Raw genomic sequence first — 14,118 nt, 5'->3', positions numbered from 1 at the left:
ATAAGCTATAAACGGAGGAGGGAAAGACGTAATTTTTTTAAAAGCCAATGACACAACAACAAACCCACGAATTGCCCAAGGTTTGGACTCTTTTTGTGTTGGGCGGAATTATTTTGTACAATAGCTACCTTATTTTTCGTCCTGAAAAGGAGACTTGACGGTAAGCCGAGGAGACGAGATTGCGCATCAACTCAAAAATACCCTGAGGAGGCAATTACCTCAACTAGGGCATGTTTTGATTCATTCATATTGAGCCAGACAATATGTAGTTGTGGCCGATGTTATCTAAAGTTGCTGGCTTACATATATAATTAAGGTTTTTGTTTAATCAAGGCTCTTAAAGCCGCTTCATTATGAAAACCTGTCTGACGAGTGAGGAGTTTTCCATTTTCAAAAAGGAGCAATGTAGGCAACTCTTCCACTTTGTAAGTAGCCATGAAAGGTTTTTCGGTATCCGCATTGAGTTTGACTATCTTGACAGTAGAGGCCATTTCGGTCGCGAGTTTGTCAATAATCGGTGCCATTTTTTTGCAGGGGCCGCACCAAGGCGCATACACATCTACAAGCACCAAAGCGCGCGCGTGAAGAAGGCTATCAAATCGAGCTTCGGGCCATTCTGGTTGGGCGTTTGATTTTGAAACCCCTTCGACTGGCATCATACGCGAAGCCCACTTCAAATATCCCCCCTGTAAATCTAGCACATTGGTGTAGCCAAGTTTACGGAGTTTGGTCATAGCGGTGCTACTGCGCCCACCCGACAAGCAATACACAAAAATGGGCTTGGTTTTGTCAAGGCTAGCAAGGCTTTTGGTGAAGTCCTTGCTTTGGGAGTCAATATTGATAGCCCCGGGCAGATGCCCTTCGGCAAATTCCTTGGGAGTTCTTACATCAATCAGTTGTGGATGAGGGGATTGCTTTAGCTGTACCGCAAAGGTATCTACCGAGACCGTTTGTGATTTGGCAATAAAGTGAAGAAAGATAAACACTAAAGACCAACTGTATTTCATGGTTTGCGAAGCTTGATATGGCTTGCAATTTACGATTTATTTGTGGAATGTTTGGCGCAAAATATGGCTTGTAAAAAAGATAGAGGTTTTCTACTTTTTGGTAAATAAATAGATAGCCCCTATCTCTTTTGCGACAAAATAAACCTAACGTCCTTGTTTCTTGTCAGCAAAAAGCTCTTCCCACGTCCAAGGTTTGGATCTATTTTCATTTTTTTCTCGAATAGCCTTCACTTGTTCGGGTTTGACGATTACAAAATTGTTGAGGTAGCCTTCTGATATTTGCGGGAAACTCTGCATACACAGGTCAAAGCGAACATAAGTTAAAACGGAAGCAATCCACTCATCGCTGTTGCCTCCCATAGGAGGCATCAATTCATGATAGGTGACCCCGTCTACGGGACCTGTCAACCCATGTAGCATGATTTTGATGACTTCGTTACGATTTTCGAGCAGTTTAAATTTACCAGCCAAATGCGGCGCAGTTTTAGCAGGAGAGCCTTCACCATAGAGTCCATGACAAGTAGCGCACAAAGATTGAAAAATTTGTTTTCCTTCTACTACGCGTTGTCGGTCGGTTGGGTTTAAGGCATACAATCGCCCACTGCCTATTTTTTTAGATTCTTCGGTTTTTTGCAATGTATTTTTAATGCCTATTAGTAACTCATTGGTGGGGTGTTTGCCCAAAATGGCATTGGCGATTTCGGTAGCTTTTGGTGTTTTGCTGAGAGAAATAGAAGTGAGCAATTGTGCCAGTACATCGTAGCTTTCGTCGTTTTGGAGCAATGATAATTTTTCCAAAATTTGAGGGTCGTTTTTCTTAATAAACGACTCGCTTGCCCACACTACCATTTTGCGTATTTCGGCGTTTGGATCGGCTAAAAGCTTTATTAAAAGCGACTTGTCGAGTACTCCCAGTCCTTCCAGTGTCCATAGGGCGTGTATTCGTGCCAAATCGGAAGGCGTTTTTGTAAGAATACTTTTTTGACCTAGCACTATTTGTTGGAGGAGGGGAGCTACCGATTTATCATTTCTGATAATGATCTCCCTCTGGGCATTGTCGCGCCACCAGCCATTGGGATGATTGAGATGATGAATCAATTTTTGAGTCGATTCGCTCAACATCTTTGGAGCTTTTTCGGGGCGTATACCTTCATATACAAGTCGATAGATACGCCCTCGCTGAATGTTTTTGTCAAGCCCTTTCGATTTGATTTGGTCATAAAGGTAGCTGCCGGGCTGTGCCCATGTAGATTCTTGAATAATACCTCGGTACATATCCAAAATATACAAACAACCGTCAGGCCCAGTGTAGGTATTAATAGGGCGAAAGTTCATATCGGTAGAGGATACAAACTCATCTTCTTGATAAACGTTTGAAAGAAAGATTTTTCCGTTTCGATTCTCAATGTTGGCTCTTCTTATGACCCGTGCTACGGGTTCGGCAGCAATATAATCTCCCTGAATACTTTGCGAAAGCCGGTCGCCCCTGAAGACAGACTGCCCACAGATAGAAGTAAAAGTAGCCATTGTACTATCGGGGCGCAGGGTTTTAGGCCCCCCGTTGACATCGGGAGTTTTGATAGTAGACCAGACTTGGCTAAAATCTTTTTCGAGGGCATCGGCAAAATCAAGCAATCCATAGCTAGGATTTATCTGAAAGCCCGACGCTGCCACCCCTGCTGCCGCTCGGCTAAAATACACGCGTCCATAATCATCGTGAGTAAGCCCCCACTGACCCGCAGGATTGGGTAAAGTATCGGCTTGGAGACGTCCGTTTTTGTAACGATACCGAATAGGGTCAATGGTTTCATAAATCCAGTTGTCGAGGTTCCAATCTAGGCCACTTCGTTGGTGCTCTACATTCCCAAAGGCTTGGCGTTTGTTTTCATATACTACCCTTTTCTTATCAGCTTTGCCGTCGCCGTTGGTATCGCTATAAGCGTAGATATTGTAAGTATTGGTTTCGTTGACAAACAATTCATTGCCTACGGTCAATATCGCCCTTGGTAGCAAAAGTTTGTCAAGAAAAACGGTGCTTTTATCCATTTTACCATCACCGTCAATATCTTCCAAGCGCATGATTCGGCTGCGGGGTTGTTCTTGTCCGTCGGCCAATACGGTCTGCATATAGGTTTCCATTTGGGCTACATACAAGCGCCCGTTGCCGTCCCAAGCCAATGCCACCGGCTCCGAAATCATGGGCTCGCTTGCTACTAATTCCAGTTTATATCCCTTGGGTAGTCTAAAGGTCTTCATGCTTTCTTCGGGCGAAAGGGGTACTGTATTTGGGGTTTGACTTACTGTGCGGGGACTATCAAAAGGGTCTTCTGACGATGCGCTTGAAATACGACTCATGTCATGATAAGCCGTCAAGAAAAGAACTGAAAATGAGCTTAGTATGAATATGTTCCAAAATGTACGTTTCATAAGAAATGCAAAAAATAGAGGGGTGAAAGGTTCGTTAGGGCAATTCTTGAATGACAATATCTTTATACGCCACTTGGGTATGTCCTGCGCCGTGGATTTGTAGTGCAATCAGGCCAGATTGAGGGATGTTGGCGTCTTTTTCGGTATAATCTACGGTTTGGTGTCCATTAACATACAGTCGAATACGACGTTTTTCGGCTCGTATTTCGTAGGTATTCCAGTCATTGGGTTTCACCCATTTTGTGATCAGAACCGAATCGGGCTGTACCAACGTGACGTTACGCCGTGATTCATCATAGAGACTTCCCCAATATTTGGGCCCCCAATCAGCCTGATAACCAGTCATTTCATAAGCAGGTTTGGTCAATCTTTCGCTTCTAAACTGAATGCCTCCATTGACAAAGCCCTGAGTGCCAGTTAGTTTTACTTTGAGATGTAGAATAAAATTTTCATAACGGCGCGTAGTACAAAGAAAATCATTGTGTGGTACATTCTGTCCTGCTTTGCCTGCGGCGATTGTGCCGTTTTCGATACGCCACGTATGCAGGGTATCGCCTTCCCAACCGTTGAAGGTTTTTCCGTCAAAAATGGCCACTTTTTTAGAAGGATGAAAACCAAAAATACCTATCACGAGGCTCATCAAAATTGCAAATCTTATCATATTCATGTGGTTTGAAAAGGGGCTTGCTCCTTCAAAGGAACAAGCCCATAGATTGGTGCTAGTAACCAGGATTTTGTTTTAATTCAGGATTAATGATGATTTCACTTACCGGAATAGGATAAAGCAAATCTCTCTCGCTGACATTAAAAGCCGTTGTAATAGGCGCACTACCCGTGGGATAGTAATATGCCTGAGGATTGGCCTTTATTTTGGTGCTAATCGCCGACATTACCGTTACTGCCTGGCCTGTTCGTACCAAATCTCGCCAGCGTTTGTTTTCAAATGCCAACTCGATTTGTCTTTCTTTCAGAATTTTAGCTCTCAAATCGGCCTGACTTGTGCTCGTCACATCTGGCAAACCGGCACGTTTGCGGACTTGATTGAGATAGCCCAGTGCATCGCTCAATCGATTTTGTTCGTTGGCCGCTTCGGCAAGCATCAACAACACTTCGGCATAGCGATAAATAGGCCCATTTTCGGCAGTTTGACCATACACACTGTGCGGATGTAAGTATTTTTTGATGTAAGGCGTTCGTTGGTATTTGATTCCTATCAATGGAGAAGCACCCGTATAAAAACCGATTGATGCCGCAAAACGTTGATCTTTGATGGTATCTTCATAAGCAGCGAGCAAATCAGGCGTAGGTACATTAAAACCTCCGTAAGTCTGCTGAGTAGCAGGCTTGACCCCCGTAATCACCGAAGGGTCGGGTAAGATAGGAATAAATAAGTAAGGCAAGGCGTTAAAAATCGTTTGTGAAGTTCCTTCGGCGTATTGAACATCAAAAATCATTTCGCTATTGCCCTTATTGGTAGGTTTGAATATATCACCGTAGTTAGGTAAAAGGCTATAGCCCAGCGTCGTGACGGTTTTGAGGGCGGTTTCGGCTTCTGCCCAAGCTTTTTGATTGATATAAACATCGGCCAAGAGGGTATGAGCTGCTCCGGTAGTGGCTCGTCCTACAGCCGCAGCTTTGGCAGGTAGTAGTTTTGCCGCTTCGGAAGCATCGGTTACGATTTGCTTATAGATAGCCGCTACTTCAACACGGGGTTGAAAGGTCTCTTTGTAAGAAGTAGCTGGTTGGAGAAAAAGTGGCACTCCTCCAAAGTTTTTTACCAAATCAAAATAAGCAAATGCCCGCAAAAAAAGAGCTTGCCCTTTTAGGTTGTTTTTGACTGAAGTCTCAAAACTTGCTTCTTCCATTTTACTTAATACCTGATTGGCACGAGAGATAATGAGATAATTGTTGGTCCATTTTCCGAGGGTATAAGTATTGTTGGTCTCCACCGTAAAAGTAGCAGGGTCTTCTTGCTGTTTTCCTCCGCGTTGGGCGATGTTATAAATAAAAAAAGTATTGTCAGAACGCATTTCGTTCAGTATCCAATCTTGATTATAAAGACCTTGAAGGGGCGCATAAATCCCCCCTACGGCTTGTTCAAAATCGGCTTGGGTACGAAAAAAACTATCGGAAGACAAGGACGTTTCGGGGGCAATATCCAAAAAATTATCACAGGCACTCAGCATACAAAACAAAATACCTATGGCGATGAGTCTGATTTTCATAGTGCTTCTTTTTAGAATCCAAGGTTAAGACCAAAACTGATTGTGCGTGGTACAGGATACGAACCTTCATCGACTCCGGGGGAGTTGCCGCTCGATACATTTCGAGTGTTGACCTCAGGGTTGCCCGGATATTTGCTGATGACCCACGCATTCTGAATGCTGCTATATACGCGTAGGTTGCGGATAGTACGGCTTTTAAGAGGGATATTATAACCCACCGTAATGTTTTTGAACGAAACAAAACTGCCGTCTTTGAGGTAACGTGTACTCCAGCGGTCGCGTTCGAGGTAGGTAGTTCCTTGCTGTACACTGCCGTATTTGCCCACGCCAGGGTCAGAAGGAGAGTTCCAACGGTCTTTTACTTCGGCCAATACATTGAAAGGACCGTCGAGATTAGTAAGCCAGTTTTCGTAATGACTCAATATTTGATTGCCGTAGTTGCCCGTAATCGTAAGTCCAAGGTCAAAGTTTCCATAATGTATTTGGTTGGTCAGCCCAAAGATAAACTTCGGCCAAGGGGTACCAATAGTGGTATAATCTTCCGGAAAAGTAATCTTGCCGTCGCCGTTTAAGTCTTTGTATTTGATCGTACCTACTTGCGAATCAGCGTATTTGGGAGAAGTATTAAATTCTTCTTGATTTTTGTAAACCCCATCCCAAACCGCTCCATAAAACAATCCCACTGGTGAGCCTATTTGTGAAATATGGCTAAAGAAACCATAACTAGACATCCCTTGGTAAATAGCCGTTGTTTTTTCGGTCGATAGTTTTTCTACCCGATTGCGGTCAAACGACATATTGAGGGATGTATTCCAGCTAAAGCGCTCATTGTGAATATTGGTGGTGTTGATGCCTATTTCGTGGCCCCAAAATTTCAACTCTCCGATATTAGTCTGAATACTGCTAAAACCAGAAGAAACTGGAACCGAGACATTATAAAGCAAGTTGCTGGAGATGGTACGATAATAGTTATACGTTAGTTGAAAACGGTCGTTCAGAAGATATACGTCTGCCCCAATGTTAAATTGCTTCTTGCGCTCCCACCCTAGATTGTTGTCGCCTAGGTTGTTGGCTGCTCTGCCCTGAAACATCGAATTTCCGAAAGCATAAAACACCGACCCGACCGTTGAGCGAAATGAATAATTACCGATTTCAAAGTTTCCGGTGATTCCATAGCTTGCTCTTAACTTCAAAAACGAAACGGGTGTCAGCGTCCAGAAAGGTTCTTTTGAAACAATCCATCCTACCGAAACAGAAGGGAAATTTCCCCAACGATTGTTTGGGCCAAACCGCGAAGAACCATCACGCCGTACCGACGCTGTCAGTAGATACTTACTTTTGTAATTGTAATTAAGACGCGCTAAATACGAAAGCAAAGCCCATTCTTGCACATTGCTCGTCACTACGACCCTACCGGCAGCACTGACTGCTTGAATTTTATCGTCAGCGTAGTTAGTGGCCGAAATCACGTTGTTGTCGCTCCGAAAACGTTGCGCCGTGAAATCTACCAAGGCATCAATTTGATGCCCCCGAAATTCGGTTTGGTACGTCAACGAGTTCTCATTCACCCAGTTGTACATACGGGTAGTATTGTCAGAGCCACTCGGAATACGCGGCGGAGGTGTAAACAAAACCCCAATCGTCGAAGGATTGAACTGAAAGATGTTGTTGTTGCTCAACTGCACATTGGCGGTTGTTTTGGCTTTCAATCCTTTGACGATTTCGTATTCGACGTAGGCATTGGAGAGCAACGAATACGTTTTGTTGCGATATACTTTTTCTTGCGCTACTCTGAGCCAATTAGGATTGCCAAAAGAGGCAGGGTCGGAAGCGGTCAGGGCGAGGCTCCCGTCGGCATTGTAAGGACTGGCTAGGGGGCTAGTAGCCAAAGCTCCCGAAATGATGTTTTCGGTACCATAAGGCCCACCGTCGGTGGCAAAATTGGTATTAGAGGCGAAGTTGGGAGCTAAGTTGAACCCAATCTTTACTTTTTCACTAGGGGTAAAAAGAGAATTGACGCGCAATGAAAGGCGCTGAAACCCCGTCCCTACCACGACTCCTTCTTCTTTGAAATACCCGCCTGTGACCGATGTCAAAAAGTTTTTGGTACCCGAACTAATCGAAAGGTTGTGACTTTGAATAGCACCTGTGCGGGTTACTACATCGTACCAATCAGTGCCTTTTCCGGCATACTGAGCGGGATTCTGAAAGGCTGGATTGACGGCACGCCCGTTGGATTCGGCAATTTCCTTCTGAAACTGGGCATATTCTTCAGCATTCATCATTTTCAATCTGCGGGCCTCGGGGATTTGGGTAAAGCCATAATAAGAACTAAAATCGATGAGGGTTTTTCCGGCTTTGGCTTTTTTGGTTTGAATCAACACCACCCCATTGCCCGCTCTCGAACCATAAAGCGACGACGAAGCCGCGTCTTTCAACACACTGATACTTTCGATTTCGTTGGGATTGATGGTATTGATATCGCCCGTAATCGGCATTCCGTCAACTACATACAGTGGGTTAGCACCTGCCGTAATAGACACAGAGCCTCTCACTTTGATGTTCATGCCTTCGCCAGGGCGTCCGCTGACTTGGTCGATGCGCACCCCTACTAGTTTACCTTGTAGCATCTGCGCCACTTGAGCCACTGGCGGGTCGCGAAGCTCTTTGGCAGAAGCCGTCGCAATCGCCCCCGTAATATCTTCTTTTTGCTGAGTGCCATAGCCTACTACCACCACTTCGGTGAGGGCTTTTTCGTCTGGAAGAAGCTGAATATCAAGCACGGTTCTGTTTTGGATGAGTGCTTCTCGACTTACATATCCTACATAAGAAAATACCAAAGTTGTAGGAGCGTCTCCTAGGATAAGTTTATACTTACCGTTGGCGTCGGTACTTGTTCCTTGTTGGGTACCTTTTACCAAAACACTTACGCCGGGTAAGCCCTGACCGCGCTCGTCGGAGACGGTGCCAGTAATCGTTTTTTCAAACAACCACACTTCGGGTTCGGGTTTTCTTTCTATTTCCAGAAAGCTTTGTTTGGTTTCTTTGGTCAAAATAATGTACTTACCAGAAGTGGTATATACGAGCCGAAGAGGTTTTAGTAGTTTTTCCAAAACCGCCGAAAGGCGTTCGTTTTTGACAACAAGATTGATTTTTTCTCCCTTCGGTAAAAGGGCAGGTTCGTAGCTAAATTTAACCTTTGCTGATTTTTCTACGAACTGTAGCGCCGTTTGGACATCTTTGCTTATGATTTCTACGGAAACAGGACGTTCCAAAATTTCCTGCGCATTACTGTCTTTGGCGATGCTTATTCCAAAGCTCACCATTGCCATTAATATATGAAAACAGGAAAATTTAAGCATAGCAATAGCAGTTTCGACGATGAGTCGATGTTTTTTCATACCTTTGAATGTTTTGTTGTTTACTTGATTGAATCAGTGAGCAAAACATCCCCTTATCCGGCCAAAGATGTAGGGGGACGTCTTTCGGCCGGTAGTGTTCCTACGCTACCGGCCTCTTGTTTTAGTACGTTTTTTATTGCATCAATTAGAGGGTTTTGGGTTAGCAAAAAATTTACTTTTTCTTCTCAATAAGCACTTTTGCGTCTACAATCTGATACGACATATCCATTGTATTACAGATAATCATTAGTTTTTCTTGCAAAGACTCATCGTCAAAACTTACTTTAAGTGAGCGATTTAGGACCAAGTCAGCATCGTATACAATCTCTACGCCGTAAGCTTTTTCAAGTACCCCAAACACTTCTGCGAGGGGTTTGTTGTCGAAATCAAACATGTTGCTTTCCTTGGAAGTTAGCAAGATTGGTTGTTCGACTAAGGTCTTGTTAAATTGTTCTTGTTTACGCGAAAACACCGCTTGTTGGTTGGGCGTAAGCACGACTCCCGCCGCTACGTTGTTTTGGGGAGATTTGTCAAAGTCTTTTTTCGGAAAAACGGATACTTTACCTGATTTTACCGCAACAATCACCTCATTATCATGCTGATAGGCACTGATAGTAAAGCTTGTTCCTAATACTTTCGTGACGGTTTCGTTGGCATAAATTAAAAAAGGGCGGTCGGGATTTCGGGTAATATCAAAAAAAGCTTTGCCACTCAAATGAACAATCCGGCTCGACGGACCAAATTTTTTAGGATACATCAAACGGCTATTTTTTTCTAAAGTTACCAAGCTCCCGTCTTCCAAGTAGAGCGTCAACGGTTTCTGTTGGGTATTGACGTGTTCGGTATATAAAATGCTGTCTTGCTGAGAAGAAAGAGGTGAGTCTAAACTTACTCGTGTGGGTGAGTGACGTAGCCACCACACACTAGCCGATATTACTATCAGCATAGATACGGCAGCAGCAGCCATGTACCAGCGGGAGTTTTGTTGCCAAAATACTTTTTGCTTGGGCTGTGTTCGTTCTTGCACATTGTCCCAAATTGACTCTACTAATGCTGAGTCATTGGTCAAGGGTGATTCGTTTTGTAAATCTAATACAAGTTGGCGGGCGGCTAAAATAACGTCTGTTTGATGAGGATTGGATTCAAGATAAGATTCCCAAAAAACGCGGACAGAAGAATCCTTGCCGCTTACCCAACGGCGAAAAGATTCATCAAAAGCAAAATCTTCAATTTCAAATCGGGAATAGTCCTTATCCATGAATATTTGGTGTTTTCTACAGCCCAGTGCAGAAAACCCCGACTTTTAATCCATTTTTTTTAAAGATTTTTTTAAAATTTTAATAAAAAAGAAATCACGGCCGACAATTGCATCAAATCGCGGAGGGTTTTGAGACCCGTGTAGATAAATTTGCACGCCGACTGATAGCCTACTCCCATGATATGAGCTACTTCTTCGTTGTTCATTTCTTGAAAATAACGCAAATGTATCGCCTCGCGTTGGCGTTTGGGGAGGAGTTGGAGTGCGTTAGAGAGCTTCAGGGCTTGTTGGGTAGCGATTTCGTCTGCTAGAAGTTTTGTTTCAAAATTATCATCACTCACCTCAATATCTATTTCCTGAATATCTTCGGTAGGGGTGAGTTGTAAAGCTCGAATGACCTTATAACGCAGCGACCTCAACAAATAATATTTAACAGAGGCGGCGTCGGTGAGTCGCTCGCGACTTTCCCATAATTCTACAAACAAGTCTTGAATACAGTCTTGAATTAGACTGCGGTTAGAGGTGATTTTGTATCCATAACTGATCAATGGATTGATATGCTTTCGGTAGATAAGTTCAAAGGCTTGTCGGTCGCCTTGTTTGAAAGCGAGCCAAAGCCCTTGCTCGTCGGATGACTGACTATCTGCTAGGTTTGTATCTTCCATTATTGTTTTATGGGAATGCGAAGTCCCCACAAAAATAGAAAACTTGGATATTGTTTTGAAATATTAGCAATAAAAGTAGAAGAATTTTGATCGTTGTAAGAAAGCGGATTGCTATCAATGACCATTCGATAAGGTTTTTTCTAGTCAAATGTTTTGTGCTTTTTATACCTGCATTATAAACTCACTGAGGCTTTTGTCGGGTGGAAGATTAATTTTTTGTCGGAGTCGATGTCTTTTAAGCTCCACACTTTGAACCGTAATATTGAGAAAACCAGCAATTTCTTTGGAAGAAAGATTCATGCGTAGAAAAGCGGCTAGTTTCAAATCACCTTTGGATAGGTTGGGGTATTGAGTCAAAAGCTTTTTTAGAAAACCTTCGTGTACTTGATTGAAATTTGCTTCAAAAACCCGCCAATCTTTGTCAGACGAGAGGTTGCGCTCAATAAGGCGATGGAGTTTTTGATACGCGCTTTTCCCCAAATCGTTGGGTAGCTGTAGTAATTCTTGCTCTACTTTTTCTAGCAATTCATTTTTACGTACGATATTCATGGCTGAGTTCGCCAATTCTTCCGATTTCCGAATCACGTCTTGTTCAAGTTGTTGGTTACGCAATTCCAGCAATTTTTGGTGGTTTTCTTCGGCTTGTCGGCGGAGTTTTTCTTCCAATTCTCGCTTTTGTTTTTCATGTTTTTGCTGAAAGCGTTTTTGTTGGACTCGGTACACCAAATACAACAGCGACAAAAACAAAATAAAATACACAGTTTGGGAAAACATATTCCAATACCAAGGCGGTCGGATTTCTATTTGAAGCAGACTCTCGCGCGTCGAGAGGTTGGATTTGAGCCGAAAAGTATAAGCTCCAGGAGGTAGGTTGTTAAATTCTTTGGAGGGCTGCACCGACGAATATACCCACCTTTTAGAGTCGCTTTCAAGTACATAAGTATAGGTTACTTCTAAGGGAGTAGGCAGGGTACAAAATTTGATAACGAAGCTATTTTGTTCATGACCTAGACTGACGACAGGTAGAACCGAGGGAGAAGTCCATTCGCCTGCGATGGGGCGATTCTCAACTCTCAATTCTCTAATCAAAGATTGCGTTTGTTTGAGTTGAGGAAGGTTGAGGCTTTTTTCGGGTAGGAGAATAAACCCATTTTCGACGCACACAAAATACAATGAAGGCGCAATCTTGAAGATATTGTTTTCGTCAACAAGTTGACTACTTTTAAGGGGTAAGCTTCTGATTTGGCCTTGGTCATAAATCGCTAATCCACCTTCCAATTTATTGATGAGAATTCTTTGATTGTCCAGCGGAAAAATCTGCTGAGGAATCACTTTTTTCAATTTTTTTTGAAGGTCTGCTTCTTTAAAAGTCCCATTTTGGTATTCTAAAAGACCTTTGGAAGTGGCGACCATGATTTTTCCGTTGACTTGAACAAGATTCGAACGATAAAACTCCGAATCTTCGTAGTTGACTTCGTTTCTAATGGATTTGAGATCGGCTGTAAGTTGTATACGACTCACTCCTCGATTGATGAGATTGACCCAAATATTGCCTTCCGAGTCTTCTTCGAGGTGCTTGACTGGCGCCGAAAAACCTTCCACAAAATGACTAAATTCCCACTGTTTGGTTTGGCTTTTTTTTCGATAGATACAGAGCTTGGTATACGTACCTTGAATCAAAACGTCGGGATGTTTTGAGAGTTTTTTTAAGACCCAGCCCCCAGTGACATTGGATATTTTATGCGCCCAGCCTTTTTCTAGCAAAAAAGTGCCGCTATTGTGTCCACAAAAAATTTGTTCATCTACTTTTTTTAGCTCAAGTACGCGACCTTGCATCATTGGTACCAACCGAAAGCCATCGTTGGGAAGGGCAATGTTTCGCACAAAAAGGCCACGGTTTGTGCCCAAATACAACAAATCTTGGTCTAGCAAGGCGCAGTACACCATGCCGAGTTTTTCGCTAGGGTCTTTGAAATATTTAATGGGGGAGTTGAGAACCACATAGTCGATTCCACTGTCCATACCTACCCATAGATTGGCATCTTGGTCAAGGGTAAAAGAGAGAATGGTATTGTTTTGTAAATCATTTTTTTGATGAAAATGCTGGAGAATATTTCCCTGCAAATCGCATAAAACAAAACCATTGAGTATGGTCCCAAAAGCAAAAAGAGTAGGGCTGATGCGAAGTGCTGTATTGAGTTGGTTGTCGCTGACAAAAGAGGAGAGTTGTGAGTTAAACTCCCTAAAACTAATGCCGTCGTATACAAACAGCCCGGCATTGGTCCCGATGAGTATTTCGTGGGCTTGATAAGGCAAGATGACGTTTATGTTTTTGCTTTTAAGAAACTCGCTACCTTTTACGAAGACAAACTTCTTGTTTTTGAGTTCATATAATCCTTGGTCGATGCCTCCAATCCACAGTTTATCGTTGGCTTCAAACAGGTAAAGAATAGTACTTGGTACTTCTATTTTTTCAATTTTGTGGTTTTTTAATAAAAAAAGAAAAGCGAAAGACTGAAAAAAGATGCCTTCGGTAGTTTCGATAATATGCCAAATCTCCTCGGTTTGGATGGCCTTATCTGGAATCTTTGATACCAAAGAATGATAGGAAAGCTGCCCTTGGGAGTTGCGTTGCCAGTAGCCAAATTCCCCCAATGCACCTGTATAGATAAGCCCATCTTTGCCGACCATTACCGACCGGATGATTTGCCGACGGGGTAGTTCATAGCATTTCCAGTGGCTACCGTCAAATTCAAGCAAGCCTTTAGAATTGGCAGTGTACATAAACTTAGTCTGATGGTGCTGGGCTATGGACCAGTTTTGTCTTTGGGCTTGATAAATGTTGGGAGTAAAATGAAGTACTTCAGGACGGCAGAGGTTTTCTAGGCGTTGTCCACTAGAAAAAGAAGGAGCACAAAAAAATAATGGAAAGAGTAGCACGCTAATCAACTTCGCGCTTGGATAAGAGATTTTTGGATGAAGCATAAAAAATCGCATACTTCTTATGATATGTCGCTTTTCATCACCTATTTATCGGTATGTTTTTGGGTTTGATAAGGTAATGATAAGGTGCAAAATTAGGCATTGATTTTCGTAAAACCCGATATTTGCGACCAAAGTTTTGTGTTTTAAAAA

The 14,118-nt window shown here is 43.0% G+C and carries 9 protein-coding genes; 1 reads left to right on the top strand and 8 read right to left on the bottom strand.

Going from position 1 to position 14,118, the window contains the following annotated elements; translation table 11 throughout:
- Positions 1 to 154 precede the first annotated feature (154 nt).
- Positions 155 to 253 (top strand): cation transporter dimerization domain-containing protein, encoded by a 99-nt coding sequence (locus tag G563_RS38175; RefSeq protein WP_157585471.1) that lies wholly within the window; start codon positions 155 to 157, stop codon positions 251 to 253.
- Between the two features lie 58 nt (positions 254 to 311).
- On the opposite strand, the gene trxA is transcribed toward G563_RS38175, so the two are convergent.
- From trxA to G563_RS0118830, 8 genes are all read right to left on the bottom strand, one after another.
- Complete coding sequence (gene trxA, locus G563_RS0118870; protein ID WP_028666671.1) at positions 312 to 1,007, bottom strand: thioredoxin; 696 nt, start codon at positions 1,005 to 1,007, stop codon at positions 312 to 314.
- 144 nt (positions 1,008 to 1,151) lie between these two features.
- Positions 1,152 to 3,362 carry a DUF7133 domain-containing protein gene (locus tag G563_RS0118865; RefSeq protein ID WP_229598533.1) on the bottom strand — a complete coding sequence of 737 codons (2,211 nt, stop codon included), beginning with the start codon at positions 3,360 to 3,362 and terminating at the stop codon, positions 1,152 to 1,154.
- Between the two features lie 106 nt (positions 3,363 to 3,468).
- The gene (locus tag G563_RS0118860; protein ID WP_028666669.1) at positions 3,469 to 4,095 is read right to left on the bottom strand and encodes a 3-keto-disaccharide hydrolase; all 627 of its coding nucleotides are present in this window, start codon (positions 4,093 to 4,095) and stop codon (positions 3,469 to 3,471) included.
- A 58-nt stretch (positions 4,096 to 4,153) separates the two neighbouring features.
- Complete coding sequence (locus tag G563_RS0118855) at positions 4,154 to 5,659, bottom strand: RagB/SusD family nutrient uptake outer membrane protein (protein ID WP_028666668.1); 1,506 nt, start codon at positions 5,657 to 5,659, stop codon at positions 4,154 to 4,156.
- Between the two features lie 11 nt (positions 5,660 to 5,670).
- Complete coding sequence (locus G563_RS0118850; RefSeq protein ID WP_028666667.1) at positions 5,671 to 9,060, bottom strand: TonB-dependent receptor; 3,390 nt, start codon at positions 9,058 to 9,060, stop codon at positions 5,671 to 5,673.
- 172 nt (positions 9,061 to 9,232) lie between these two features.
- Entirely contained in the window at positions 9,233 to 10,318 is a 1,086-nt protein-coding gene (locus tag G563_RS0118840) for a FecR family protein (RefSeq protein WP_037327517.1), read from the bottom strand.
- Between the two features lie 71 nt (positions 10,319 to 10,389).
- On the bottom strand, positions 10,390 to 10,983 hold the full coding sequence (locus tag G563_RS35275) for an RNA polymerase sigma factor (protein ID WP_051211070.1): 594 nt from the start codon (positions 10,981 to 10,983) through the stop codon (positions 10,390 to 10,392).
- Positions 10,984 to 11,145: 162 nt separating this feature from the next.
- Entirely contained in the window at positions 11,146 to 13,968 is a 2,823-nt protein-coding gene (locus tag G563_RS0118830; protein WP_028666665.1) for a ligand-binding sensor domain-containing protein, read from the bottom strand.
- Between the last annotated feature and the right edge of the window lie 150 nt (positions 13,969 to 14,118).

Source organism: Runella zeae DSM 19591, from assembly GCF_000423565.1.
In the GTDB taxonomy this organism is placed as follows: domain Bacteria; phylum Bacteroidota; class Bacteroidia; order Cytophagales; family Spirosomataceae; genus Runella; species Runella zeae.
The sequence above is the reverse complement of the archived record's forward strand: the minus strand, read 5'-3'. Positions and strand labels throughout refer to the sequence as shown.